The 25,781-nt window shown below is 66.3% G+C and carries 28 protein-coding genes; 11 read left to right on the top strand and 17 right to left on the bottom strand.

Features of this window, described 5'->3' with window-relative positions:
• Window positions 1–9 precede the first annotated feature (9 nt).
• Window positions 10–318: a DUF4212 domain-containing protein gene (locus ACK4SV_RS10655; RefSeq protein ID WP_409917806.1), complete on the bottom strand. Its 309-nt coding sequence runs from the start codon at window positions 316–318 to the stop codon at window positions 10–12.
• 152 nt (window positions 319–470) lie between these two features.
• Between ACK4SV_RS10655 and ACK4SV_RS10660 the strand changes: the two genes are divergently transcribed.
• The 3 genes from ACK4SV_RS10660 to ACK4SV_RS10670 all read left to right on the top strand — a co-directional run bounded on the left by ACK4SV_RS10660 (window position 471) and on the right by ACK4SV_RS10670 (window position 4,672).
• Entirely contained in the window at window positions 471–1,463 is a 993-nt protein-coding gene (locus tag ACK4SV_RS10660; protein ID WP_409917807.1) for an amidohydrolase family protein, read from the top strand.
• A gap of 97 nt (window positions 1,464–1,560) precedes the next feature.
• Window positions 1,561–3,606, top strand: a complete 2,046-nt coding sequence (locus ACK4SV_RS10665; RefSeq protein ID WP_409917808.1) for a calcineurin-like phosphoesterase C-terminal domain-containing protein — start codon at window positions 1,561–1,563, stop codon at window positions 3,604–3,606.
• A 10-nt stretch (window positions 3,607–3,616) separates the two neighbouring features.
• Complete coding sequence (locus tag ACK4SV_RS10670; protein WP_409917809.1) at window positions 3,617–4,672, top strand: serine hydrolase domain-containing protein; 1,056 nt, start codon at window positions 3,617–3,619, stop codon at window positions 4,670–4,672.
• Here ACK4SV_RS10670 and ACK4SV_RS10675 read toward each other — a convergent pair.
• Window positions 4,662–5,471 carry a hypothetical protein gene (locus ACK4SV_RS10675; protein WP_409917810.1) on the bottom strand — a complete coding sequence of 270 codons (810 nt, stop codon included), beginning with the start codon at window positions 5,469–5,471 and terminating at the stop codon, window positions 4,662–4,664. The genes ACK4SV_RS10670 and ACK4SV_RS10675 overlap by 11 nt on opposite strands.
• 236 nt (window positions 5,472–5,707) lie before the next feature.
• Between ACK4SV_RS10675 and ACK4SV_RS10680 the strand changes: the two genes are divergently transcribed.
• Window positions 5,708–6,352 (top strand): 50S ribosomal protein L25/general stress protein Ctc, encoded by a 645-nt coding sequence (locus tag ACK4SV_RS10680; RefSeq protein ID WP_409917811.1) that lies wholly within the window; start codon window positions 5,708–5,710, stop codon window positions 6,350–6,352.
• A gap of 83 nt (window positions 6,353–6,435) precedes the next feature.
• Window positions 6,436–7,059: an aminoacyl-tRNA hydrolase gene (pth, locus tag ACK4SV_RS10685; protein WP_409917812.1), complete on the top strand. Its 624-nt coding sequence runs from the start codon at window positions 6,436–6,438 to the stop codon at window positions 7,057–7,059.
• Window positions 7,060–7,212: 153 nt separating this feature from the next.
• Here the strand turns inward: pth and phhA are convergent, their stop codons facing one another.
• The 11 genes from phhA to ACK4SV_RS10740 form a co-directional block, all read right to left on the bottom strand.
• Window positions 7,213–8,088 (bottom strand): phenylalanine 4-monooxygenase, encoded by an 876-nt coding sequence (phhA, locus tag ACK4SV_RS10690; RefSeq protein WP_409917813.1) that lies wholly within the window; start codon window positions 8,086–8,088, stop codon window positions 7,213–7,215.
• Between the two features lie 63 nt (window positions 8,089–8,151).
• The gene (gene fliN, locus ACK4SV_RS10695) at window positions 8,152–8,418 is read right to left on the bottom strand and encodes a flagellar motor switch protein FliN (RefSeq protein ID WP_409917814.1); all 267 of its coding nucleotides are present in this window, start codon (window positions 8,416–8,418) and stop codon (window positions 8,152–8,154) included.
• Window positions 8,415–8,849 carry a hypothetical protein gene (locus ACK4SV_RS10700; protein ID WP_409917815.1) on the bottom strand — a complete coding sequence of 145 codons (435 nt, stop codon included), beginning with the start codon at window positions 8,847–8,849 and terminating at the stop codon, window positions 8,415–8,417. The genes fliN and ACK4SV_RS10700 overlap by 4 nt, the downstream gene beginning before the upstream one ends.
• On the bottom strand, window positions 8,846–9,802 hold the full coding sequence (locus ACK4SV_RS10705) for a FliG C-terminal domain-containing protein (protein ID WP_409917816.1): 957 nt from the start codon (window positions 9,800–9,802) through the stop codon (window positions 8,846–8,848). The genes ACK4SV_RS10700 and ACK4SV_RS10705 overlap by 4 nt, the downstream gene beginning before the upstream one ends.
• The gene (locus tag ACK4SV_RS10710; RefSeq protein WP_409917817.1) at window positions 9,799–10,464 is read right to left on the bottom strand and encodes a hypothetical protein; all 666 of its coding nucleotides are present in this window, start codon (window positions 10,462–10,464) and stop codon (window positions 9,799–9,801) included. The genes ACK4SV_RS10705 and ACK4SV_RS10710 overlap by 4 nt, the downstream gene beginning before the upstream one ends.
• A gap of 72 nt (window positions 10,465–10,536) precedes the next feature.
• Complete coding sequence (locus tag ACK4SV_RS10715; RefSeq protein ID WP_409917836.1) at window positions 10,537–10,809, bottom strand: DUF1153 domain-containing protein; 273 nt, start codon at window positions 10,807–10,809, stop codon at window positions 10,537–10,539.
• Window positions 10,810–11,202: 393 nt separating this feature from the next.
• Window positions 11,203–12,291, bottom strand: a complete 1,089-nt coding sequence (locus ACK4SV_RS10720) for a phosphotransferase (protein WP_409917818.1) — start codon at window positions 12,289–12,291, stop codon at window positions 11,203–11,205.
• Window positions 12,288–12,914 (bottom strand): hypothetical protein, encoded by a 627-nt coding sequence (locus tag ACK4SV_RS10725; protein WP_409917819.1) that lies wholly within the window; start codon window positions 12,912–12,914, stop codon window positions 12,288–12,290. Before ACK4SV_RS10725 ends, ACK4SV_RS10720 begins: the two co-directional genes overlap by 4 nt.
• Before the next feature lie 19 nt (window positions 12,915–12,933).
• The gene (gene proC, locus ACK4SV_RS10730) at window positions 12,934–13,743 is read right to left on the bottom strand and encodes a pyrroline-5-carboxylate reductase (protein ID WP_409917820.1); all 810 of its coding nucleotides are present in this window, start codon (window positions 13,741–13,743) and stop codon (window positions 12,934–12,936) included.
• A 10-nt stretch (window positions 13,744–13,753) separates the two neighbouring features.
• A complete protein-coding gene (locus tag ACK4SV_RS10735; protein WP_409917821.1) occupies window positions 13,754–14,257 on the bottom strand; it encodes a YbjN domain-containing protein in 504 nt (167 codons plus the stop codon).
• A 125-nt stretch (window positions 14,258–14,382) separates the two neighbouring features.
• Window positions 14,383–14,646 (bottom strand): accessory factor UbiK family protein, encoded by a 264-nt coding sequence (locus tag ACK4SV_RS10740; protein WP_409917822.1) that lies wholly within the window; start codon window positions 14,644–14,646, stop codon window positions 14,383–14,385.
• A gap of 74 nt (window positions 14,647–14,720) precedes the next feature.
• Between ACK4SV_RS10740 and lgt the strand changes: the two genes are divergently transcribed.
• The 4 genes from lgt (at window position 14,721) to ACK4SV_RS10760 (ending at window position 18,389) form a co-directional block, all read left to right on the top strand.
• On the top strand, window positions 14,721–15,662 hold the full coding sequence (gene lgt, locus ACK4SV_RS10745; protein WP_409917823.1) for a prolipoprotein diacylglyceryl transferase: 942 nt from the start codon (window positions 14,721–14,723) through the stop codon (window positions 15,660–15,662).
• Window positions 15,663–15,740: 78 nt separating this feature from the next.
• A complete protein-coding gene (locus ACK4SV_RS10750) occupies window positions 15,741–16,097 on the top strand; it encodes a DUF6713 family protein (RefSeq protein WP_409917824.1) in 357 nt (118 codons plus the stop codon).
• A gap of 38 nt (window positions 16,098–16,135) precedes the next feature.
• On the top strand, window positions 16,136–17,182 hold the full coding sequence (locus ACK4SV_RS10755; RefSeq protein WP_409917825.1) for a class I SAM-dependent methyltransferase: 1,047 nt from the start codon (window positions 16,136–16,138) through the stop codon (window positions 17,180–17,182).
• A 217-nt stretch (window positions 17,183–17,399) separates the two neighbouring features.
• Window positions 17,400–18,389 carry an LLM class flavin-dependent oxidoreductase gene (locus tag ACK4SV_RS10760; protein WP_409917826.1) on the top strand — a complete coding sequence of 330 codons (990 nt, stop codon included), beginning with the start codon at window positions 17,400–17,402 and terminating at the stop codon, window positions 18,387–18,389.
• A gap of 408 nt (window positions 18,390–18,797) precedes the next feature.
• On the opposite strand, the gene panD is transcribed toward ACK4SV_RS10760, so the two are convergent.
• Entirely contained in the window at window positions 18,798–19,154 is a 357-nt protein-coding gene (panD, locus tag ACK4SV_RS10765; protein ID WP_409917827.1) for an aspartate 1-decarboxylase, read from the bottom strand.
• Between the two features lie 166 nt (window positions 19,155–19,320).
• Between panD and ACK4SV_RS10770 the strand changes: the two genes are divergently transcribed.
• Complete coding sequence (locus tag ACK4SV_RS10770; protein ID WP_409917828.1) at window positions 19,321–19,878, top strand: rRNA large subunit pseudouridine synthase E; 558 nt, start codon at window positions 19,321–19,323, stop codon at window positions 19,876–19,878.
• Window positions 19,879–19,968: 90 nt separating this feature from the next.
• Window positions 19,969–21,210, top strand: coding sequence for a mechanosensitive ion channel family protein (locus tag ACK4SV_RS10775; RefSeq protein WP_409917829.1), 1,242 nt, complete (start codon window positions 19,969–19,971; stop codon window positions 21,208–21,210).
• A 302-nt stretch (window positions 21,211–21,512) separates the two neighbouring features.
• Here the strand turns inward: ACK4SV_RS10775 and ACK4SV_RS10780 are convergent, their stop codons facing one another.
• The 3 genes from ACK4SV_RS10780 to ACK4SV_RS10790 all read right to left on the bottom strand — a co-directional run bounded on the left by ACK4SV_RS10780 (window position 21,513) and on the right by ACK4SV_RS10790 (window position 25,592).
• The gene (locus ACK4SV_RS10780) at window positions 21,513–23,318 is read right to left on the bottom strand and encodes a peptide MFS transporter (RefSeq protein WP_409917830.1); all 1,806 of its coding nucleotides are present in this window, start codon (window positions 23,316–23,318) and stop codon (window positions 21,513–21,515) included.
• Window positions 23,319–23,502: 184 nt separating this feature from the next.
• The gene (locus ACK4SV_RS10785) at window positions 23,503–24,177 is read right to left on the bottom strand and encodes an SOS response-associated peptidase (RefSeq protein ID WP_409917831.1); all 675 of its coding nucleotides are present in this window, start codon (window positions 24,175–24,177) and stop codon (window positions 23,503–23,505) included.
• 35 nt (window positions 24,178–24,212) lie between these two features.
• Window positions 24,213–25,592 (bottom strand): glutamate--cysteine ligase, encoded by a 1,380-nt coding sequence (locus ACK4SV_RS10790; RefSeq protein WP_409917832.1) that lies wholly within the window; start codon window positions 25,590–25,592, stop codon window positions 24,213–24,215.
• Between the last annotated feature and the right edge of the window lie 189 nt (window positions 25,593–25,781).

Genomic DNA, 25,781 nt, shown 5'->3' on the forward strand with positions numbered 1-25,781 from the left:
CCCCGCCCCTCAGCCTTCGATCCGGTATTTCCGCTCGATGCGGGCCATGGCGAAACAGTAATAGAAGATCAGCCCGACGAAGACATAGATCGACCCGTTCTGCGCAAACCAGAAGCCCAGCGGCGCTCCGCCCAGGCTGAACTGGTCCAGGAATTCGCGGAAGAGGATGCCCGCCCCGAAGGAGACGGCAAACCAGATGGCCAGCAGCGCCCCGGTCAGCTTCAGCACATCGCGCCAATAGCCTGTATGGTCGGCCTCACCGCGCGCGGCGTCATTCGACCCGCCCGGTCCATCCGGCCCTCTGCCGCGCTCATCCATTCGCCTCTCCTCGTAATACAATCGTTTGTTTTTCAGCATACCGCGCCCGCACGCAAATGAAAGCCCGCTTCTGACAAGCTTGACATCCTTGCGCTGACCCCGGCGACCCTGTCACAGTTCCGGGCAGAGAAAAAGCATCCGGGGAGGCCCATATGTTCAACAATTCCGAATGGCTGTCGCAGCATCGGGAGGAGGTCATCGACCCGGCCCGCGAGATCATCGACCCCCACCACCATCTCTGGCCGGCGCCCCACCTCTCCTATGATCTCGAGGGGCTCTGGTCAGACACCGGGGACGGCCACAACGTCACCGCGACCGTCTTCATGGAATGCGGCGCAGCCTATCGCGCCGATGGCCCCGAACACCTGCGCCCCGTCGGCGAAACCGAATTCGTCACCGCCGCAGCCGAGCGCGCCGCCGCAAGCCCCGGCAAGGCCCAGATCATCGGCATCATCGCCCATGCAGACCTGCGCCTTGCCCATCTCGATGAGGTGCTGGACGCGCATGAGGCTGCCGCGAAGGGCCGCTTCCGGGGGATCCGCCATGCTGGCGCGCGCGATGCACACCCCGAAGCCCTCACCATCCCCGGCCGCGCGCCCGAGGGCCTATACAGCGACCCGGATTTCCGCCGCGGCGTCGCCCGGCTCGGGCAGCGCGGCCTGACCTATGACACCTGGAACTATCACCATCAGATCACGGACTTTGCCGCCCTCGCCCGCGCTGTGCCCGGCACCACCATGATCCTCGACCATTTCGGAACGCCCCTTGGCGTCGGCCCCTATGAAGGCAGGCGCGAGGAGATTTTCGAGCAATGGAAGGACGACATCGCCGAGGTTGCGGCCTGCCCGAATGTCTATGCCAAGCTCGGCGGCATGGCGATGCCGGACAATGGCTATGGCTGGAACACACGCCCGCGCCCTCCGTCCTCGGATGAGTTCGTCGAGGCGCAGGCAGAATGGTATCACCACGCCATCAAGCTGTTCGGGCCAGAGCGCTGCATGCTGGAAAGCAACTTCCCGGTCGATCGCCTCTCGATCAGCTATCGCACGCTGTGGAACGGCCTGAAGAAGATCACCGCGGGCTATCCCGAAACCGCCCGGGATGCCATGTTCAGCGGCACAGCGCGCAAGGTCTACAAGCTGTGAACGCGCTGCCGTGCCAGCCCGCCGGTGCGCCCTGTATTTTCTGCCCGGCTGGCGGGTGTTTCATATAACTGACAAGCCCCGCCTGTAGGACCGGCGCATGACCCGACGACTCAGCTCCCCCGCCTCGCTCCTCCTCGCCGCCCTTCTCGCGTCGGCCTGCGCCAGCCCTCCGCCCGCTGCAGACCTTGCCGCGCCAGTTCCCGCTGCTGAACCCGCCCCCGCCGCGCCCCAGCCGCTGACCCCTTACTTTGCCCGCATCGAGGTCATCCCCGGCGCCGATGAGACCCGCAGCACGGTCACCGGCCGCGTCTTCCACGATTTGAGCCGCGATGGCCGCGCCCAGCCGGATGAGCCCGGCGTCCCGGGCGTCCTCGTCTCCAACGGGCGCGAGATCACCCGCACCGATACCGAAGGCCGCTACTCGCTGCCCGCAAGGGACGACATGTCGGTCTCCGTCATCCAGCCCACCGGCTGGCGCACACCGACTGACGAAAACTGGATCCCGCAATTCGCCTATGAGCACAAACCCGCCGGCTCGCCCAAGCCCCTGCGCTATGGCGGCCTGCCGCCCACCGGCCCGCTTCCGGAGGCGATCAACTTCCCCCTGATCAAAGCCGAGCGCACCGGCCCCGCTGTCTGCGCCGTCATCGGCGACAGCCAGGCCTATACGAACACCGAAATCGGCTATTTCCGGGACAGTGCCGTGCACGATCTCGTCGCCAGCGGCCTTGATCCGGACTGCCTGATCTATGTGGGCGACGTCATGGGCGATGACCTCGGGCTGATGCCCCGGATGCAGGCGGTTGGCGCCGCCGCCCGCGCGCCGCAATACTATGTCCACGGCAATCATGATTTCGACTTTGACGCCGATCATGACCGCGACTCCGCCGACAGCTGGCGCCGCCTATACGGCCCGGCTTATTACGCCTTCGAAATCGCGGACACGCTGTTCATTGCGCTCGACAATGTCGTCTATCCCTGCGGGCCGGAGGATGCTGCGCTGCCCGGCCGCGACTTCTGTCTCGGCGAAGAGCGCAAGATGTATAATGGCCGCGTGACGGACGAGCAGATGACATGGCTCGCCAATCTCATCGCCGCAACGCCTCCCGGGCGGCGCCTCGCCTTCCTGCACCATATCCCGTTCGTCTCCTTCGTTGACCAGACCTCCACCCAGCACCAGACCGACAACCTGGCCGAAATCCACGCCCTCGCGGCGGGCCGGGAAGCCATCTCCTTCTCCGGCCACACCCATTCCCTCGAAGTGTTCGAGCCGGGTGACTGGACCGAGGGCTGGCCGGAAGCGGTCGGCGTCTCCGCGCTGCCCTTCCGCCATGTGATCGCAGGCGGTGCCTCTGGCGGCTGGTGGAATGGGGATTTCGACATGGACGGCGTGCCGATGTCGCTGACCCGCACCGGTGAGCCGCGCGGCTATGTCCTCTACGGTTTCGGCGCAGAGGAAACCTCGCTCGATTTCGTCCCCCTCGGCACCAGCCGCGAACGCAGCATGGCCGTCTCGGTCAGCACGCCCGCCTTCCGCGCCTGGTTTGATGACATCATGGCCTGGCGGGCCGAGTCTTGGGAGACGCGCGATCCCGTCCCGCCCCTATCAGCCCACGACCTGCCGGACGTGAAACTCCTGACACCGGAAGACCTCGCCGCCGGCAGCTGGCTCACCGCCAATGTCTGGCTTGGCTCCACCGCCAGCGAGGTCACCCTCTCCCTGAACGGCGGTCCGGCCCTCCCGATGGAACGCACCCAGACAATGCAGGGCGACGCTCCCAATATCGGCGCGGACTTTGCCGACCCCTACGCCACCAGCCGGCAGTTCTCGGTTTCCCGCCTCGCCATGCAGAGCCGCTCCGGCGACCCCGCCACGCAGGGCGCGTCCAGCGGCCGCCGCGCTTCGCCCGGCCCCCTGCCGCCCCAGCCCGCCGGCTCGGTCGCAGACCGCTCGCCCCGCCTCTGGCGCTACCAGCTGCCCGCAGACCTTGCGCCCGGCGTCTACACCGCCCGGATCGAAGCCCGCCGCGGCGATGAGACTGTCTCCGGCGCCCTCATCTTCGAGGTCGTGACCGAGCGCCCGGACCCGCACTGGCGCGCAGACGTCTGGAATGCCTTCGACAACGGCCCGCCCGTGCGCTAACCGGGGGGGGATGGCCCAGAACCGTCCCGCCCCCGCCCTGCCGCCGCTGCCTGCCCAGCCCGAAAGTGTGCCCTGGCCCACCCTCGCCTGGCCGGAAGCGGCGCTCCCGCCCGCCATCGAGGCGCGGCTCACGCCCCTCATCGGCCACGCCTTCGCCAATCCCGCCCCGGACGATCTCGGCGAAACCCATGCCTTCCTGGCCATTCAAGGCGGGCGCATTGTGGCAGAGCGCTACGCGGCGGGCTTAACCCCCGACAGCACCCACCCCTCCTGGTCCAAGGCCAAGAGCATCACCCACGCCCTAATCGGCCTCCTCGTGCGCGAGGGAAAACTCGATATCCACGCCCCTGCCGCCGTGCCCGAATGGCAGTCCGCAGGCGATCCCCGCCGCGCCATCACGCTCGACCAGCTGCTCAGAATGTCCAGCGGGCTCCAATTCGCCGAGGACTATGTCGATGCCGGCGTCTCCGATGTGATCGAGATGCTGTTCGGCGCCGGCAAGTCCGATGTCGCCGCCTATGCCGCCAGCCTGCCGCTCGCCCATCCGCCCGGCACCGTCTGGAACTATGCCAGCGGCACCACCAACATCATCGCCCGCCTCGCCGCCCACACGCTCGGCGCCAGCGGAGACGCCTTCCGCGACTTCATGTTCGCAGAGCTTTTCACGCCGCTCGGCATGACCTCTGCCAGCCCCAAATTCGACGCCGCGGGCACCTTCATCGGTTCCTCCTTCTGCTATTGCACCGCGCGCGATTTTGCCCGCTTCGGCCTCCTCTACCTGCGCGATGGCATCTGGGATGGCCGCCGCCTCCTCCCCGAAGGCTGGGTGGGCTATGCTCGCACGCCCACGCCCGTCCCGCCCACCGAACGCCTCGGCTACGGCGCCCATTGGTGGCTCGGCATGGCCGGGCCCGGCAGCTTCTCCGCCAACGGCTATGAGGGACAATACACCCTCCTCGTCCCGGACCTCGACCTCATCCTCGTGAGACACGGCAAATCCGCCCTCACCCAGAAAGATGCCGTGCAGGACTGGATGGCTGATGTGGCGGGGTGTTTCAGGTCGTAACCGCCACAGGCACGCGGCGTTTCCTTGGTATGCGGACGATCACCAGCCACACAACCATCGCAAGCAACGGGGCAAACCCAAGCCAAATCGGCAACGTCGTATCGTGGAACCATTGCGGGAAGACCTGCGGCTGGCCGAAGAAGAGCGAACCTGAGGCAATGAACATCGAGAAGCACATGCGCCAGAGGTGCCGCGCCGTACGCGCCGCCCCGCGGATCGCTTTGCGTAGGATGACGTGAAGTTCACCGGCAGCGGCAAAGCTGCCCGCGACCATGAACAGGATGAAAGCCTGCGGCGGCGAGCCATCAACCGTGCCCGTCTCGCTCTGCGATCCCATCCAGGCGAAAGCCGCGCCCATCGCGACGAGACCAAGCGCAAAAGCCAGGCCGGCATATTGCGCCAGGCCGGCGCGGATCTCGACACGCTGGTTCGCGGCAAACCAGCCGCTGAGCAGCAGATAGAGCGCCATGACGCCCGCCACGAAGTTCGGCCGCTGACCGGTCTGCAGGAACGGCGCAACACCTGCGCCGATGAGATAAGTCACGAACATCGAGACCAGAAACACGGCGCCTGCCGTCCGGTGCACTCGCCGGCCTTTTGGAGCGGCAATCGCCACGACGCCCGAGACAAGGCCCACCGCGCCGCCGCCGATATGGGCGTAAAGCAAGGCGTATGCCCCGATATGCATCCAGAGTGGATCGCCCGGCCCGGCCATTAGGTTGTCAGCATGCGCAAGGCCCGCGAGCAGCGGAAGCGCAAGCAGGACTGCCATCAGCAACCGGGAGATCAGATTCAGCATACGCGTTCTCCCCGGTATTGGCACATTGTTTATCGTTATACAATAAATTCTTATATCGCAATACAATAATTTTTATGGCGTGCTCGCGCAGCTTCTAGCGCCCTGCCCACCCCCGCTTGCCATCCCGGCAACCTTCCCCTATACGCCGCCCTTCAGAAACGGCGGCGCGAGGCCGTGCGTGTCAGGCTCCGACCTTCCCCAAAGGCAAGGCACGGTTCAGGGCGAAAGGAAAACAGATGTCGAAATCCCAGATCGTATTCAATGTCGAAGTGCGCGAGCGCACCGGCACCGGCGGCGCCCGTGAAGCCCGCAAGCAGGGCTTCGTGCCCGGCGTCCTCTATGGCGGCGACCTTGCCCCCGTGGCCATCAGCCTGAAAAAAGGCGAGGTCATCAAGGCCATCGAAACCGGCCAGTTCCTGAACTCCACCGCCACCCTCGTCCACAAGGGCGAGCGCCAGCTGGTGATCCCGCAGGGCATCCAGATGCACCCGGTCACCGACCAGCCGATGCATGTCGACCTCTTCCGCGTGAAGCTCGACCAGATCATCAAGGTCGAGGTCCCGGTCCACTTCAAGGGCAACGAAGTCTCCCCCGGCCTCAAGAAGGGCGGCACGCTCAATGTCGTGCGCCACTCGGTCGAACTCAACGTGCCGGCCGGCAAGATCCCGGAATACCTCGAAGCAGATATCTCGAAGCTCGAAGTCGGCGACAATGTGAAAATCTCGAACGTCGCCCTGCCGGAAGGTGCAAGCCCCGTCATCAGCGACCGCGATTTCACGATCGCCACCATCGCCGGGCGCGGTGGCAAGGCCGAGGTTGAAGACACTGACGCCGCTCCCGCCGAGGTGCCCGCCACCAAGGTGGCCCCGAAGAAAGACTGAGCTCTTTCTGGACAAGTCAGGGGCCGCCGGTCACAAGCTGGCGGCCCTTTTGATTCCGGGCGAAGTGTCAGGAGCATGACGCCATGCTGATCCTCTGCGGCCAGGGCAATCCCGGCGCGAAGTATACCGCCAACCGCCACAATGCGGGCTTCCTCGTCATGGACCGGATCCACGCCGCCTATGGCTTCGGGCCGTGGCGGTCGAAATTCGATGCGCTCGTCTCCGAAGGCGCGGTCGATACGCCTGCCGGGCGCCAGAAGGTGCTGCTGATGAAGCCGCAGACCTTTTACAACAAGACCGGCCTTGCCGCGTCCAAGGCGCTGAATTTCTACAAGCTGGGGCCGGACGCCTTCACCGTCTTCCATGACGAGATCGACCTTGCCCCCGGGCGCCTGCGCGTGAAGCGCGGCGGCGGCCATTCCGGCAATAATGGCGCGCGCTCGCTCATCGAACATCTCGGAGAGAATTTCCGCCGTATACGGATCGGCGTCGGCCATCCCGGCGACAAGGCGATGGTCATGCCCCACGTCCTGTCAGACTTCCACAAGGCCGACCTCGCCTGGTTCGACCCCCTGTGCGAGGCCATCTGCAAAGCCCTGCCCTACCTCCTCACCGGCGAAGACGAACGCTTCCAGACAGAAGTCATGCGCCTCGCGCCAGCGCCCAAGCACGATCCGAAACAGACCGCGAAGAAAGAGGGCGACTAGGCTTCCCTCTCTCCACCCCTCCGTCACTCTCGATGGCCGCAGGCCATCTGAGAACTCATCTTCTGCCCGCTCCCAGTGCGTACACGGATGGGGCAGGAGCTGAGCGCCCAGATAACCTCCGGCCAGCGGGCGTCACGAAGAATCAGGAAGGCGCTACAGCCCCTTCCGCCCGCCCTTGCGGAAATAGTCCAGCGTCCCGCGCGTGATGACCTCATCCCCCGGCGCTATCTCGTGCGCGGCATAATCCGGCAGGCCCTTCACCTCGCCATAGACATCGCCGAAATCCTGGTAACAGGTCTCCAGCAGCGCCTCGAAGCTCGGGATCACGAAATAGGTCTGCTGGAAATCATCAATGATGTAGTCCGTCCGCATAAGGCGTTTCAGCTCGAAGCCGATCCGGTTGGGGCTCTCATCCTCCAGCGCAAACACCGTCTCCTGCGGGCTCGACAGGATGCCCGCGCCATAGATGCGCAGGCCGTCCGTCTCCTGAATAAGTCCGAATTCCACCGTATACCAATAAAGCCGTGCCAGGTTGTGCAACTGGCCTAGCTTCATCGCCCGTTGGCCGCCCTTGCCATAGGCTTCCATGAAATCGGCAAACACAGGGTTTGCCAGCATCGGCACATGGCCGAAGATGTCATGGAAAATGTCCGGCTCCTGAAGATAGTCGAACTCTTCCTCCGGCCGGATGAAGGCGCCTGCCGGAAAGCGGCGATTGGCGAGGTGGTCGAAGAAAATCTCGTCCGGCACCAGTTCCGCCACCGGCACAACGCGCCAGCCCGTGATCTTCTCCAGCCGGTCTGACAAGCGCCCCATATGCGGGATGCCCGAGGGGGAAAGCTCCAGCGCTTCCATCGCCTCCAGCGCGGCGGCGCAGGCCCGGCCCTTCGTCACCTCCTTCTGGCGGCGGAACAACCGGTCCCACCGGTCATGCTCGGCGGCCGAATAGGTGTCCCAGGCCTGGTCGATCGTGAAATCGGCCGCGCGCGGGGCGCCGTGATAGCGATTCTTGGCAAATTGTGTGTCCATGCGCGGGACTATAAGCCCGATCCCGAATTAGTTCCAGATGTAACTAATTTCCGCCAGCGCGTTTCAGGCCGCCGGCCGCGCGTCCACGATCTCGCTCAGCGTCACACCCAGCTCGCCATTGGAGACGACCAGCCGCCCCCGCGCCATCAGCCGGCCGGAGACATAGATATCCACCGGCTCCTGCGTCTGCCGGTCCAGCGCGACAATCTCGCCCGGCGACATCGCCATCAGTTCCTCAAGGCTAATGCGCACCTCGCCGAGCACGACCTCGACCGGCACGGGCACGTCCAGCAGCATCTTCTCGAGGGCGGGATTGCGTGGCTCTGTCATAGGCCAGACCCTGCCCCGCCGCTTGCGGGCTTGTCCAGCCCCCGGCTCAGCGTCGCCGCCGCGCCAAAAAGCTCGCCCTGCCCGTCGATCAGCCGCCGCGCCGCCGCCTCCAGCCTGACGCGCATCCGCGCCTCGACGGCCGCCTCATAGCCCGCCGCCTCGATCTGCCCCATCAGCTGCACCATATCGCCCATGACCTCGCGCAGAGTGCCGGCCACCGCCTCCACCTGCGCCAGCGCCGCCTGCACCTCGCCGCGCGCGGCCTCGGCCAGCGTATCGCGGCGCACCTTGGTGATCAGCGCAAACACTTCCTCCGCCGTCAGACGGATCGAGTCCGGCCCGGCATCCGCCTGCATCTCCGGCGCCGCAAAGTCCGCGCGGAACTCGAACGGCACAGCCCGCGCCCCTGCCTGCATCGCCGCCCCGCTCATTCGATCAGCTCGTCATCAATCAGCGCGCCGGCCCCGCCGGGGTAGATGTCGCCCTGCTGGATCAGCTCCCGCGCCAGCGCCACGATGTCATGCCGCGCGGCCTCCGCATCGCTGCGGCGCACCGGGCCGAGCGCGGCCATCTCCTCGCGCAGCAGCTCGCCTGCCCGCTGGGTCATGTTGGCGAAGAAGGCCCGCACCGTCGCCTCCTTCGCGCCTTTCAGCGCGGTGGTCAGCACCGGCCGGCTGACGGAAGCCAGCAGCGTCTGCAGCCCGGCGGCATCAAGGCCCGCAAGGTCATCGAATGTGAACATCAGCGCGCGCACCCGCTCGCCCGCGCCGGGTTCGGCGGTGTCCAGCGCGGTCAGGAATACGCCCTCGGCGCCCCCATCCATCCGGTCGAAAATCTGCGCCACGCGCGCCGGCCCGCTCGCGGCCGCCGCTGCGCCCAGCGCCTCCAGCCGCCGGCCCAGATACGCCTCCAGGCTGCGCACCGCGCCGGCATGCGCCTCGCCCGGCGCCAGCAGCCCGCGCATCGCCTCCACCGCAAGGCCGGACGGCAGCATCCGCAGCGCCCGCGCCGCCGCCTCGCTCGACAGCCGCGACAGGATCAGCGCCACCACGGAGGGCCGCTCCGCGCGCACAATGTCCGCCATCGTCTCTGCCGGCAGCGCTGACAGCGCCCGCCATACATCCTGCCCCGCCAGATCGCTGATCGGCCGGGCGGCATCGGAAAACCGCCGCGCCGCCTCCGAAAACAGGCGCGCAGCCTCGGCATCAGCCGAGGCATCCTCGGAAAGCTCGTCCATTGCCCCGCTCAGGAGGCGCACTTCAGCCGGGGTCAGCTCCGCCCACAGCGCGCTGGCATCCGGGCCAAGCGCCCGCATCAGCCGCGCGGCGCGGGCTGTTCCCTGAGCGCCGCTCGTCGGCAAGGGTCGAATCGCTGGCAGGCTCATCCCGCTTTATCCCGCGCCCCGATCCAGCCGCGCAAGACCTCCGCCGCCTTCGCCGGGTCGCGCCGGGCCAGCTCCACCGCATCGGATGGCAGAGGCACCGCCGCCGGGCGCAACGGGCGAATGCTCGCTTCCGGGCGGATTTCAGGGCGCGTCTCGGCCCGAACTGTAACAGACGCTGCAGGCGCCCTCCCCGGGAACATCGCGATCGCCGCCGCCAGCAGCCCCATGATGCCCAGCGCGCCAAGCTCTGCCCAGGCCGCCGCATCCGGACGCCCGGGCAGCCCGCGCGCAAACACTGTTTCTTCCACCGCCAGCCGGTCGCCGCGCGCCGGGTCGATGCCCGCCGCTGCCGTCAGCACCCGCTCAACATCCGCCTTCACCGGCACCGCGCCGGCGCCTGCATCCAGCAGCACGAACACCGTGCGCCCGCCCTCACGGTTATGCGTCACCGACACCCGCGCCCGGTTCTTGCCCGAAAGAGGCTCCACCAGCGCCGCCAGCGATGCTTCAGCCGGGGAATGATGCGTCATGTCCGGCCCGGTCAGCAGGCTCGCCGCCCGCCAGACGCCCAGCGCCAGCGCAATCGCCAGAATCAGCAGCGCGGCCAGCCGCCGCGTCCGGATCGCCTCTTCAGGCGTGCTTGCGACCAGTCCAATTGCCATCAGCCTCTCCGGATCTCTCCGGAGAGGCTAGAAGGCCCGCCTTAAGGGCGGTTTAACGTGGCTAATACCGGATTAACGCCGGTATTGCTGAAGGCGCGTCGTGCGGAGGCCCTTGGCACCGTGGCGGGCATAAAGGCGTTCCCACGCCTCATATTCCTCACTGGTGAGGTTGTAGCGCTCGCAGGCAGCCTCGCGGGTCAGGAGGCCGCCGGTCACGGCTGCCACCACTTCCGCCTTACGGCGGGTCACCCAGCGGGAGATGTTCGGCGACGGCAGGTCTGCGAGGGTCATCTTCTGCCCATCCGGCCCCTTGACGCTGATGGGGCGTGCGTTCTGCATTTCCATGTGCATTACCTGTATCCTGGTGATGACAACACACCCGGCTTCTCCGGGGTCTGTGATCCGGACTTTACAGGAAGCGGTTTAAGCCCCGCCTTGCCCTCGAAGAGCAGTTTTTGCGCCCCCGTTAGCACACCGTTTGGAAACCTGTTCCGGCGCGGGACTCTGGCGCGAATCCGGCCTTTTTCCCGCCCCGATGATGACAGAGCGGAGAGGTAAGCTGCAATATTCCGAACGAAACCTGACGCTCGTCACCCCCGATGCGCGCCAGCGCATCTGGGGGCCCATCTCCCATCTTTTCGGCAGGATTTTGGGGGTCTGTCAGGAGTTGGGCTCCCAGATGGCCTTTGGCCATCGGGAGTGACGAACCTCACTCAGCAGGATTTGGGCGAAAGCTCCTCAAAGCGCCGCAAGCAGCTCCAGCGCATCATTATCCCGCACCTGCGCGCAATGCCGGCGCAGCATCGTCAGGAACATCTCGTCACCCCGCTCGGTCTGCTTCACCAGCATCGCCGCACCGAACGCTACCGAGATCCCGTAGAAGCTGAACCAGCGATAATGGGTCCTGAGGTCCTCGAAGGAATAATCCGTGATCCCTTCGGCCGCCAGCGCGCCGTGATAATGGCGCAGCAGCGCCTCCTCATGCTTCGGGCGCTCCTCCCGCGTCAGGGCCGCGCCAATGAAGTAGGCCACATCATTGGCCGGCGCGCCCTTGCCCGGCGTCTGCCAGTCGACGATGGCGACCGGCTTCTTCGCCCCCGGCGGCGCAAACAGCATGTTGTCCAGCCGGAAATCATTATGCGTCAGCGCAAATGGCCCGTCATACGCCGCGCCCCATTTCGGTAGCGAGGCGGCATACGCATCGCCCACCTCGATCAGGTCCGGCGTGAGATGCGCCGCATACCGTTCCTTGAACCCGCCCCAGAGGCCCGCCACCATTTCCGGCGCCAGCGCAGGCGGCGGCGCCGCCGCTGTTCCCTGCAGCCAGTCATAGCTATCCAGCGCCGCATCATTCCAGTGCGCCGCATGCAGCACTGCCGCCGCCGACAGCGCCACTTTCGCCTCCTCGGGCCCGCAGCCTTTCAGCTGGTCGCCCTGCTCGGCCGGCGCCATATCTTCCATGATCAGGGCAAACCGGTTGGTCGCCTCGTCATAATCTGTATACAGCGCATCCGGCGTGATCCGCCCGGCAACCTTCGGAAAGGTCCGATAGAAGAACACCTCGCGCATATAGTGACCCAGCAGCTTCGCCGTCGTCAGGCTCGCCTCGCTGGCAGAGGGAAACTTCCCCACCAGCGTCTCAGGCGCGCCTGCGCCTGCGCGTTCATAGTCAAACACGAAGCGCACATTCTCGCCGATCTGGCCGGTGCCGATGGACTTGGCCGTCAGGGAACGGACGGTCGCATCCACGCCCATTTCGGCAAACAGCTCATTGAACCAACCGGGCGTCAGCTCCAGCGGGTGTGTATCGAGGCCAGGACGGCTCATGCAGTTTCCTCATTCTCTCTTTTATCATTATCTGACCCGCCGCCCTTCCGGCCGGTCCATTTCCGGAACTGGCCGAGGCGTTCCTCCGCCCGGCGCAGCCCCTTGTCGAGCGCCGCCATCGTTAGCGCAAAGTCACCATGATGATCCTTGCGCCAGGCCCGCTCGGTCTCGGCAATCACGAAGGCCACCGCAATCCGCTTCAGGCTCGCCGGCGCCCCGCTGTCATCATCGAGGCCCGCAGACGCCAGCGCCCAGGCCGCGCTCGCATGACGATGCACCGGCAGGCGCACGACATGCGCCAGCGAGGTCTCGCGGAATTTCATCAGTTCACGGACGCCCGCGCGATGATCCTCCATCGCCTCGAACCGTTTCATGATCACTTCAAACAAGCGCTCCCGCGCCAGCGTTTCCTCCGGCACGCCCTCGGCCGACATCGCCTTGTCGAAATATCCGTCCAGCGCCTCGACAATCGCCTCGCGCCCGCCTGCGCCGTGGAAGTCGGACAGTGCGAGCCCGGCCTTTGCCGCAATGGCCGCCAGCGTGATCTCCGTCCACGGCGTATCAGCGGCCAGCTCCAGCGCCGCAACCAGCCCCTGCTCGATCACCGTCCCGGCCTCTGCCAAGCTCGCCTCCTGCGCTGACTCAGCCGGCCTCCTTCGACAACTGCCGGTCACGCGACGCGGCGGCGCGGATGGCCTCCTTCAGCAAGTCAGGCATCCCACCTGTCCCCATCAGGATGTCAAGGGCCGCCTGGGTGGTGCCGCCGGGTGAAGTTACCGCCCGGCGCAGCGCGTCCGGCGCCTCCCCGCTCTGCGCCAGAAGGGCGGCTGCGCCCTCCACCGTGCGCCGGGCGAGCGCCTCGGCAAGTTCCCTGGGCAGGCCCTCGGCCTCTCCGGCCGCCGCCATCGTCTCGGCCAGCAGGAACAGGTAAGCCGGCCCCGATCCCGACAGCGCCGTCACCGCCGGCATCAGCGCCTCATCGACCGGCCCGTGCACCTCGCCCAGCGGCGCCAGCAGGCGGCGCGCCTCGGCAATCCCGGCCGCGTCCATCTCCTCGGGCGCAGCAAAAGCCGTCACGCCCCGCCCGATCGCGCCCGGCGTGTTCGGCATCGCCCGGATTACCCGCGCCGTGCCCAGCCCGCGCGACAGCTGCGCCAGCTTCACCCCCGCCATGATCGACACCGCCAGCGTCTCAGGCCCCGCAAACAGCCGCGCCACTTCGCTGGAAGCCGTAAATTGCTGCGGCTTCACCGCCATCACCAGCAGCGCCGAAGGCTGCGGATCCGGATTAAGCCGCACGCGCCCGCTCGTCGCCCAGGCTTTCAGCTCATCGCCGGGTTGCGGCTCCAGCACCCGGATCGGCCCCGGCAATCCGGAGGCCAGCCAGCCGCGCAGCAGGGCCGTGCCCATCCGGCCCGCGCCGATCAGCGTCAGGGTCTGCGCACCTGCCATGATTGGAGCCTCAGGCCTCGCCGGAAGTTTCGAACATCACCGCGTCGATGGCCTCACGCGGAGACTTGCCCGCCCAGACGAGGAAGTTGAACGCCGGCATGAACCGGTCCGCCGCGCTCACCGCCGCTGCCAGAACCGCGCGCACTTCGCCCTCGGTCAGCTCATCGCGCCCGTCCATCGGGAAGGTGTAGCGGAAGATGATGACGCCATCGTCCAGCCAGTAGTCGAAATGGCCGAGCCAGAGCCGCTCATTCGCCAGCATCACGAGTTCCGCCAGCTGCGCCTTGCGCGCGGCCACAGGCTTCACATCCAGCGTCAGCGAAAAATGCACCGCCGCCGGCTCAGGCCGGTAGGCGAACAGCGCGCCCATATCGCCCCAGCGCGTCTCGGCCACCACCTGCAGCGTGCCTTCCTCATCGCGCTCGGCGGGCCATCCGGCTCCTTCCAGCACATCCTCGATGAGGTCCAGCGGGTCGAACCCCGTCAGGTCTTCGCGGTTGAAATCAAGACTCATGCGCCGCCCTCCGCATAGTGCCGGAACAGGCTGCCGGATTCGCGGCCGGATTCCAACACTTCAAACATCCCTTCAGTTGAAGGGGAGGCAGGCCGCCCTGTCTAGGTGAAGACGCAGTTAACGGGTCAGCTTTCGGGGGAATCCGCTGCGATGGCCGCTTCCAGCTCCGCCACGCGTGCCTCCAGCGCCTCGGCCCGCTCGAGCGCTGCGACCGCAATCGCCTTCAGCGCCTCGACCTCATCGCGGCCAGCCAGGTCCATATCGGCGATCAGCGCCCGCACGCGGGCCTGCGCCGCCGTCTTGGCTTCCTCGCCCGCCGCCCGCGCCGCGCCCAGCGCGCCGGTCATCAGGCCCGCAATGTCATCGAGCAGTGGATTTGTGCCTGCCATGCCGCTACTCCTTCGCGCGGGTAAGCCCGCTGCCTAGCAGATAGGTCGCCGGCCAGACAGGGAAAAGACGCCGCATGACAGACCTCCTGACCAGCCTCCTGCTTGTCCCGCTAGCGGCGGCGCTCGATTTTCCCGAATGGAGCCCCGCGCTCTTCTCGATCGACCTCGGCTTCATCGGCCTGCCGGAATTCCACCTGCGCTGGTATGCGCTCGGCTATATCGCGGGCATTGGCCTCGCCTGGTGGTATGGCAGCGAGCTCCTGAAACGCCCCCACCTCTTCGGCGGCACCGCGCCGCTGACCAGGGACGGCCTCGATGACCTGATGTTCTGGATCATCATCGGCATCATTCTCGGCGGGCGCCTCGGCTACATCCTCTTCTACATGGTGCCCTACCAGATGGACGTGCTGGCAGCCGATCCGCTGACCATCCTGCGCGTCTGGGATGGCGGTATGGCCTTCCATGGCGGCATCCTCGGCGTCGCCATCGTGCTCTGGTGGTTCGCAGCCAGGCGCGGCGTGAACCTCTTCTCGGTCGGCGATATCGCCGGCGTCACCGCTCCCATCGGCATCGGCCTCGTGCGCATCGCCAACTTTACCAATGCCGAACTCTATGGCCGCCCGACCGAATCCTCCGTCGGCATGGTCTTCCCCGAAGGCTATGTCCCCGGCGCCACCCCGCCCGCCTATAACTGGGACACCGGCGAATGGGTCTATCGCGGCGACGAACTCGCCCGCCATCCCAGCCAGCTCTATGAGTCTGTCCTGGAAGGCTGGCTGCCGCTGCTCGTCTTGTCCATCCTCATCTGGCGCTTCGGCGCGCTGCAACGCCCCGGCCTCGTCGCCGGACTGTTCCTGCTGATGTACGGCATCGGCCGCTCCATCGCGGAGAACTTCCGCGAGCCCGACGCTTTCGTCCAGGGGTTGCCGGAATGGCTGACGATGGGAATGATCCTGTCCGCGCCCATGTGGATCGGCGGCGCCTGGCTCGTCTGGAACGCCCTGAAACGTAAGTAATTACCGGCGATTATAGTTTTAATGCCCCAGATTACGTGTTAATACTTAAAAAACGATACAAAGGGAGCGCATGGGGCGGTGCAATTACCTTCCGACAGTCTGTACCGGTTAGCGGCTGCCTGTCTCATCACGCATGAGCTGGAATCCATCCTGTGGTTCGCCCCGGGCAACCCGTTCGGCGGGCTGGACATGCTGGAGCAGATCATCCTGCTCGCCCATGTTCCTGTCGTCATCGGCCTCCTCGTCATTGCCGAGCTCACCCGCCGCCCGCTGATCCATTATGGCATCTGCGTGTTCGCCGTCATGCATGTGGCGCTGCACTGGGCCATGCGCGAGATGGACGTCTACAGCGTCAATTCCGTCACCTCCTGGGTGCTGATACTCCTCGCCGGCATATTCGGCGCAGCCTACCTTGTCCCGGCCAAGGCGCGCTGAAGGGCTTGCCAGACTGAATCTGCGGACCTGACCACCCTATGACCCTTGAAGAACGGCTTGTCCGCCTGATCGAAACCGGGGGCCCGATCCCCCTGTCCACCTATATGCACCTCGCCCTGCACGACCCCGCACAGGGCTATTACGCGACCCGCCCGGGCCTTGGCCGGGACTTTACCACCGCGCCCGAAACCAGCCAGCTCTTCGGCGAACTCATCGGCCTCTGGCTCGTGCATGAATGGCGCGCGCTTGGCAGCCCCGCCCCCTGCCACCTCGTCGAGATCGGCCCCGGACGCGGCCTCCTGATGGCCGACGCGCTGCGCATAGCGTCCTTCGCCGGCGGGGAAGCCTTCGAGGAATCCGTCTGCCTCACCCTGGTCGAGCCTAGCCCCGCCCTGCGCGCAATCCAGCGCGAACGCCTCGGCCGCTACCGTCCGGCCTTCCACTCGACCCTCGCCGAAGTGCCGGACGGGCCGATGCTGCTGGTGGCGAATGAATATCTCGACTGCCTGCCCGCCCGCCAGTTCCGGCTCGACCGGGGCCAGTGGCGCGAATGCGTCATCGGCCTCGGCCCGGAGCGCCGCCTCACCTTCGGCCTCGCCGCAGACGAGCCCCGCCCGCCGGACGGCGCCGCGCTGACCGGCGATGTCGTCGAAGTCCAGACCGGCCTCGACCTCGCCATCGCAGACCTTGCGACGCGCACCGCCCCCTTCCGCGCGCTCTATATCGACTACGGCCCCGCCGACCGCGCCCCCGGCGACACGCTGCGCGCCTACCGCGCCGGCCGGCAGGTCTCCCCGCTGGACGCGCCGGGCGTGTCAGACCTGACGGTGGACGTCGATTTCGGCCGCCTCGCCCGCCTCGCCGCCGCCGCCGGCCTCGATGTCACCGGCCCCTCGCCGCAGGGCATGTTCCTGCTCGGCCTCGGCGCGCAGGCCCGCCTGACCCAGCTGATCAAGGCCAACCCCGACAAAGCCGACGACGTCTTCGCCGCCGCCCGCAAACTGATCGACCCCGCCGAAATGGGCGAACGCTTCAAGGCGATCTGCCTGTCATCCCCCGGCCTGCCACCGCCTGCTGGGTTCTGACCCCAGCCCTCATTACCTTCGTCACTCCCGGCCAGCGGAGCTGGTCTGGAAGCCCATCTCCTGCAGCCACCCCCATCCGGAGCGGACCTCTCAGTCGATCGCCCCCCGGATGACCTCCGGTCATCGGGGGTGACGAACACCGCTGACCCTGCGGCCCCCATTGGTATCCGCCCCCACAGGCCCCATCTCTCCCCCTGACCCAGACAGGAGCCCGCCCATGCCGGCACTCTCCATTCTTGAACTTGGCCGCGTGCGCGAAGGCTCGACCCGCGCCGACGCTCTCAATGAAGCCCGCCGCCTCGCCCAGCATGCCGAAGCCCTCGGATACAAGCGCTTCTGGGTGGCCGAGCATCACAACATGCCCGCCGTCACCACCGCCGCCACCTCCCTCGTCGTCAGCCATATCGCCGCCGGCACCAGGACCATCCGCGTCGGCGCCGGCGGCATCATGTTGCCCAACCACGCGCCCTACATCATCGCCGAACAGTTCGGCACGCTGGAAGCCCTCTATCCCGGCCGCATCGATCTCGGCCTCGGCCGCGCGCCCGGAACAGATCAGCTCACCCTGCGCGCCCTGCGCGTCCACCCCGAGGAGGCCGAACGCTTCCCGCAGGATGTCATCGAGCTCCAGATGTGGCTCGGCCCCCTGCGGGAAGGCCAGCGGATCGAGGCCGTGCCCGGCTCGAACTCCAACGTCCCGATCTGGATCCTCGGCTCCAGCCTCTTCGGCGCAGAACTCGCCGCCGAGCTTGGCCTGCCCTACGGCTTTGCCTCCCACTTCGCCCCGCAGGCGCTCGACGCCGCCCTCGCCCTCTATCGCAGCCGCTTCAAGCCGAACACAAAGATGGCCAGGCCCTACGCCCTGATCGGCGTCAACATCATCGCCGCCGAAACCGACGCCGAAGCGAAATACCTCGCCACCTCCCAGCAGATGTCCTTCGCCAATCTCGTGCGCGGTGTGCGCGGCCTGATGCAGCCGCCCATCGACGATATCGACACCTACTGGACGCCTGAGGAAAAAGCCCGCGCCGCCGCCATGCTGGATGTCGCCATCATCGGCTCGCCAGACACCGTCCGCCGCGGCCTCGACAAGCTCCTCGCCCGCACGAACGCCGACGAGCTGATGATCGTCTCCGACATGTACGACCCGGACAAACGCCGCCGCTCCATCGAGATCATCGCCGAAGTGATGAAGGTTGCGGCCTAACCCCCTCCGCCCCCTGCGGGGCACCTCCCCCGTAAGCACGGGGGAGGATAAGAGCGTCCGGCCTTGACCGAAGTGCAACGCAATCCTCCCCTGCGAAGCGGGGGAGGTGGCCGGCGAAGCCGGTCGGAGGGGGCTTCGAGGGACCAGAAGTCGCAAAGCGATGTCCCAGAGAAGGCCAGCAGCCTGAAAGGCGGCTGGCCCACGGTTCGCCACAACACCTCCCGCTTGTCATTCCGGCGAACGCCGGAACCCAGCAGCGGCAACGCACGACTCAAGTCTGGTTCCCGGCTGTCGCCGGGATGACATGAAATGAGGGCGCAGAAAGTCTCGCCCGCCGCTCATCCCCGCGAAGGCGGGGACCTCGCAAGGCCTGACGAAATCAATTTTTGGAAAAAAAGAAGCCGCCCCTCAGGCCGGCCGCTTCACACCGTTCTCGCCGTCCAGCAGCACCACGGTCGGAGCGTGCTGGCGCGCTTTTTCGGCCTCGACGCCGCAGAAGGCCGCGATGATCACATTGTCGCCCACGGCAAAATGCCGGGCCGCCGCCCCGTTCACACCAATCGTGCGCGAGCCGCGCGGCGCTTCCAGCGCATAGGTCGTGATCCGGGCGCCATTGGTCACGTTCCAGATATCGACCTTCTCATGCGGCAGGATGCCGGAGGCATCGAGCAGGTCCTGGTCGATCGACACAGAGCCTTCATAATAAAGGTCGCACTGGGTGACAGTTGCGCCATGCAGCTTTGCCTTGAGCATGCTGAGGATCAAGGTCGGGGCCCTCCGGGACAGCCATGAGCGGGATGCCCACAGCATAGAGATGGGATGTCCCTGCAGCAGGACAACGGCCTTTTGCACTGCAAAATGCGGGCCGTAAAGGCGCGGTATGTAAACATTGGTGTTACGAATCCTTAGCATTCACGCCAGAATGCGGCTGATGACCCTGATCCTGTTCAACAAGCCCTATGGCGTCCTCTGCCAGTTTTCAGGCGACGGCTCCGGCAAGCCCACGCTCGCCGGCTACATCCCCGTCCCCGGCGTCTACCCCGCCGGCCGGCTTGATCATGACAGCGAGGGCCTCCTGCTGCTAACCGATGATGGCCGCCTGCAGGCCCGCATTGCAGACCCCCGCCACAAGCTCGCCAAGACCTACTGGGCACAGGTCGAAGGCCTCCCCGAACCGGCCGCCCTGCAGGCGCTGCAGCAGGGCGTTGAGCTCAAGGATGGCCGCACCCGCCCCGCCCGCGCCCGGCTGATCGCCCCGCCGCCCGGCCTCTGGCTCCGCGATCCGCCCATCCGGGTTCGCAAATCGGTTCCCGACAGCTGGCTCGAACTCACCCTCACCGAAGGCCGCAACCGCCAGGTGCGCCGCATGACCGCAGCAGTTGGCCACCCGACGCTGCGCCTCATCCGCGCCGCCATCGGCAGCTGGACCCTGGGCGGCCTCGCCCCCGGCGAGTGGCGCGAAGAGCGCGGCCCCGGCGCAACATCCTGAAACTTTCTGCGCCTGGCGAGTTAACAAGTCCCCCCGCCCGCTTTAGGTGCCGGGGAAGGCATTTGGAATCGCAGACGAGGGGACACCGTCATGACCGCCACGCCCACCGCAGAGCTCACCAGCTGGTGGAGCGCCAACGCCCCGGGCTGGGCGAAGGACGCTACCGACTATCTCGCCTCGATCTGGGATGAGGGCGCCTATGGCCTCACCTATGGCGAGATCATCACGGTCACCCTGATCATGAGCGTCGCGCTCCTGATCCGCGGCTTCTTCGCCCGCACCATCGTCATGTGGATCACCCGCGCCGCCGCCGGCACCGAGACCAAGATCGACGACGCGCTCGTCTATGCCATCTCCACGCCGCTGAAGATCGTGCCGGTCATCCTCGGTGTCTACGCCTCGCTCCAGGTGCTCGACATCGGCGAAACCGTCGAGAGCTATGCCAACCGCGTCATCCAGTCGATCATCACCCTCACCGTCTTCTGGACCCTGTCGCGCGCCGTCCGCGTCCTCGAATATGCCTTCGAGGGGCTGAAGGACTCGCTCTCCTCGGCCGCTGTCGACTGGATGATCAAGGCGCTGCAATTCATCCTCGTCGCCCTCGGCCTCGGCGCGGTGGCCCAGCAATGGGGCATCGCGGTCGCGCCCCTGCTGGCCGGTCTCGGCGTGTTCGGCATCGCCGTCGGCCTCGGCGCGCAGGATCTGTTCCGCAACCTCATCTCCGGCCTCCTGATCATTGGCGAGAAGCGCTTCGTGCCCGGAGAGTGGATCGCGGTGGACGGCGTCGTCGAAGGCACGGTGGAGAAGATCAACTTCCGCTCCACCCTCATCCGCCGCTTCGACCGCAGCCCGGTCTATGTCCCCAACTCCAAGCTCGCCGACGCCGTGCTCACCAACTTCACCCGCATGACCCACCGGCGCATCCGCTGGGCTGTCGGGGTCGAATATCGCACCACCGTCGAACAGCTGAAATACATCCGCGACGAGATCGAAGACTGGCTGGTGAAGGATGGCCGCTTCGCTGTCCCGCCCGAGGCGCCCCTCTTCGTCCGTGTGGATACATTCAATGCGAGCTCGATCGACTTCCTGATCTACGCCTTCACCAAGACCACCAACTGGGGCGAATGGCTCGCCGCGAAGGAAGACTTCGCCTATGCGGTCATGAAGATCATCGAGCGCGCCGGCACCGGCTTCGCCTTCCCCAGCCAGACCATTTACCTGCAACAGCAGGACCCGCCCGAAATCATCGCGCCCCCCTCCCGCACCAGAGGCGCCGGCAATCAGGACCTCGACCAACCTACAGGCTTCGGCGAAAGCAGCGAAGCCGGCTGAGCCACCACTCCCTCCTCCCCCGTTTACGGGGGAGGTGCCCCGAAGGGTCGGAAGGGGCTTCGAGGGACCAGAAATCGCACCGCGATTTCCCCGAGAAGGCCAGCGGCCGGAACGGCTGCTGGCGACCCACCAGAAACCACCTCTCCCCTCCCTCGTCACACCCGATGGCTGCAGGCCATCTGGGTGCCCATCTCCCACCCCCGCCCGCTCACTCAGCAGCAACAACACGAGATGGGCGGCCAGATGACCTTCCGGTCATCGGCCGTGACGCAAACCGATGCCATCCGTATCCGGACTACAACTCAAACCTTCGCCGTCACTTCCGGCGCTTCCGCCTCATCCTTTCCTGCATCTGGCCCCTCCACATGCGCCGTCAGCTTGCGCAGCAGCGGACTTAGCACCAGCAGCAGCACGCCGAGGGCCACCGCCGCCCCGCCCAGCTGCAGGTACACCGCATTATAGGCCGCGAGGCTCTCCTCCGGCGGCGCACCCTCGGCCACCTGCGTGCGCTTGGCAACTTCCGCCGCGATCACATTCGCCAGCGTCACCGCCAGGAACCAGTAGCCCATCATGAAGCCGACAATCTGCTTGGCCGACATCTTCGTCACGGCAGAAAGCCCCACCGGCGACAGGAAAATCTCGCCCGTCGTATGCAGCAGGTACATCAGCAGGATGAAGATGACCGAAATCCGCAACATGCCATTCGCATCCGGCGTGGCCGACTGGATGCCGATATTCAGGATGAAGAATCCCGCCCCGATCTGCAGCATCGCAAAGCCGAACTTCACATAGGAATTCGGCTCCCAGCGCCGCTTGCCGAGGAACGTCCAGAGCAGCGCCACGACCGGCGCAAAATAGATGATGAAGAACGGATTGGCGGACTGCAGCGCCGGCGCCGGGAATTCATACGTCCCGATCTGGTTGGTCACATGGCTCGCCGCAAACAGGTTCAGCGAGGTCGGCCCCTGGTCGAACAGGGTCCAGAACAATACCGACGAAATCGACAGGATGAGCAGCCCGATCATCGGGTTGCGCGCCTCTGCGTCCAGCTTCGTGAACATGTAGAACAGCACGCCGGCCGTCGCCACGCCGAACACAGGATACATCGCCGCCGTGGTGAAGGCTGCAAACTGCAGGAGCACGAAGCACAGCACCACAAAGCCAAGCCCGGCGAGGTAAACCAGCCATTCCCGGTTGAGCCCCGCAAACACCGGCGTCTTCAGGTCAACATCCGCCGGCGGATCCGCCCGCCCCTCCAGCCAGCCCTGCCCCAGCACGAACACGGCAAGCCCCGCCAGCATCCCCAGCGCGGCCAGGCCAAACCCCGCCGACCAGCCATAATTTGCCGCCGCAATCGCGCACCATATGCCCGCCAGGAACGCGCCCAGATTGATGCCCATATAATAAAGGGTGAACCCGCTGTCGCGCCGCGTATCGCCCTTGTCATAGAGCGCGCCGACGCAGGTGGAGATGTTCGGCTTCAGGAAGCCGACCCCCGCCACGATCAGCGCGAGCGCCGCAAACAGGATGAATTCGTAAAGCGCCGCCCGCTCCCGCTCCAGCGTTCCGGTCAGCGCCACGGTCTCTCCGCCCCGCTCGAAGCTCACGGTACGGACATCCGATCCGCGCTCCGGCTGCACGAAGCTGAGCAGCGGGTAGCTCGCCCCGTCGATCACGATGGCGCGCTCCTGCGCCTCGCTATAATCCGGCCGGGCGAGTTCATACACCGCGCCGTCCGTTGCCAGACGTTCCGTCGCCGGAGGACCATGGAATCCCATCAGCCCGTGCCCGGCCACCAGCAGGATCGCGCCGAACGTCACCGCCTTGCGAAAGCCGATATACTTGTCTGCCAGCCACCCGCCGAGCAGCGGCCCGAGATAGACCAGCGCCACATAGGCCCCATAGAGCGTCAGCGAGAAATCCCGCTCGAACAGGAAGTGCCAGGTGAGGTAGAAGATCAGCAGCGCCCGCATCCCGTAATAGGAGAAGCGCTCCCACATCTCGGCGAAGAACAGCACATACAGCCCGCGCGGCTGGCCCCGCATCTGCCACAGCGCCAGCACGATCGGCGCTGCCACCAGCAGCAGCGGAAAAAACACGTTCATCATCTGCCTGATAACCCCTGCATCGCCGCGCGCCCTGCGCAGCCCTGAAAGCCCGCCCGAGTATCACCACGGCGCATGGGCCCGCTCAATCCGGTTTCTGCTGAAACTGTTTTTTTGGGAACCCCTGCGGCCAGTCCCTCATTTCCTGAAAACCAGACGCCCGCTCCAGTCGGCAAGCCCCCCACCCTCAGGCCTCGTCCAGCAGTTCCGGATAATTGTTGCTGACCTTGTTCACCGCCGGCCGGATGGGCCAGGCGTCCATATCCTCGTTCGGGAACGGCTCGAACAGCGGCGCGGGGTCGCCGGCCTCCGGGTCGAGCCAGCGGTCATAATCCTCCGGCCTCAGGATCACCGGCATCCGGTCATGGATCCCGGCGGTGAAATCATTCGGCCGCGTTGTCAGGATGGTGAAGCTCTGCAGCTCGGACCCGTCGATCAGCGCCGCGTCCCACAGGCCCGCGAGGCAGAAGAGCCGCCGGTTGCGCAGGCGGAAGGCGAAGGGGATCTTGTCCTTCCCCTGCACCGACCATTCATAATAGCCCGACACCGGCACCAGGCAGCGCCGGTGACGATAAGCCCCCCGAAAGGCGGGCTTTTCCGCCACCTCCTCGGAGCGCGCATTGATGGTCACGGCCCGCCATTCCTTCAGCGGCTTGCGCCACCAGCTGGGCACCAGCCCCCAGCGCATCGGCGCCATCTCGCGCGCGTCCGTGCCCTGCGCCCGCCGCACCACCGGCTGGATCGTCGTCGGCGCAATGTTCCAGCTCGCCTCGGGCGGCTCCACACCGCTGATTTCCGTGATGTTCAGCGCGGCATGATACTCCGCCCAGCTTACCGCCTCCCGGAAAAACCGTCCGCACATCCCGGAGTGCTCCTCCCCTTAGCGGAAACGAGGGCTCAGTAAGCCTCTTCCGCAAACACCTTGCGGACATCCCGCTCCCACGGGCCGTAATAGCGCGCCAGCAGGCGTTCGGCCGGCGTGAGGCCAGAGGCGGCGATCTCGTCCAGCCCTGACAGGAAACCGGATTCGTCATCGCCCGAGGCCGAGAGCTTGGCCCGCTCGCGCAGGCCCGTGCGGGCGATCGCCAGCACCTCCTTCGCCAGAACCTGCATGTCTCCCCCGCCCGGCACCGGCGTCTTCAGGCCGAGGGTGCGCACGCCCTGCCGCATCGCCTCGCGCTCTGCCGCGCTCCAGCCCTTCACAAGGTCCCACGCCGCATCCAGCGCCGTCTGCGAATAAAGAATGCCTGTCCAGAGGGCCGAGAAGGCGCACAGCCGGTCCCACGGCCCCGAATCCGATCCGCGCATCTCCAGGAACCGCTTCAGGCGCACTTCGGGGAAGATCGTCGACAGGTGATCGGCAAAATCATCCATCGCCGGCTTCTCCCCCGGCAGGATCGGCAGTTTGCCATCCAGGAAATCCCGGAAGCTCTGCCCCGACGCATCGAGATACTTTCCGCCCCGGCGCACGAAATACATCGGCACATTAAGGGCATAGTCCACATACCGCTCAAACCCCATCCCCTCCTCGAAGACGAAGGGCAGCATTCCGGACCGGTCCGGGTCCGTATCTGTCCAGATCTGCGAGCGGTAGGAGAGGAACCCGTTCGGCCGTCCGTCGATGAAGGGCGAGTTCGCAAACAGCGCCGTGCCCAGCGGCTGCAGCGCCAGCGACACGCGGAATTTCTGCACCATGTCGGCTTCCGAGCCATAGTCGAGGTTCGCCTGCACGGTGGAGGTGCGGAACATCATCTGCCGCCCCAGCCGGCCCACCTTGTCCATATAGGCCGTCATGATCTTGTAGCGGCCCTTGGGCATCACCGGCGTCTCCGCCATGCTCCAGAGCGGGCTCGCCCCCAGCCCGAGGAAACCGATGCCCAGCGGCTCGGCAATCTCGCGCACTTCCTTCAGATGGCTGCCCACTTCCCCGCAGGTCTGGTGGATCGACTCCAGCGGCGCGCCCGAAAGCTCAAACTGCCCGCCGGGCTCCAGGCTCACGCTCGCCCCGTCCTTCTTCAGGCCGATCAGATAGCCGCCCTCATGGATCGGCTCCCAGCCGAACCGGTCGCGCAAGCCCTCCAGCATCGCCAGAACCGAGGCCGGCCCCTCATAGGGCAGCGGCCTCAGCCCGTCCCAGAGGAAGCCGAATTTCTCATGCTCGGTGCCCACGCGCCAGTCTGCGCGCGGTTTCGAGCCCGCCTCGAAATACTCAACCAGCTCGTTCTTGCCGGAGATCCGAGGCGCGGCCTCGTCGATGTCGCTCGTCGGCGTGGTCATCGCGGCCCGCTCCTGATGGTTTGTCCGGAACGTGACATAAGGCTGAAATGCGGCATCGCCAACGGGGGAGTCCAAAATGTTACGTAGTTGGGCTTCGCCGCCGCCCGGACCGCCCCCTCCGTCAGCCGGCTTCGCCGTCTGCCACCTCCCCCGCGGGGGCGGGGGGGGGCAAATGGGGGGGGGGGGCCC

This window comes from Hyphomonas sp., from assembly GCF_046313735.1.
Lineage (GTDB): Bacteria > Pseudomonadota > Alphaproteobacteria > Caulobacterales > Hyphomonadaceae > Hyphomonas.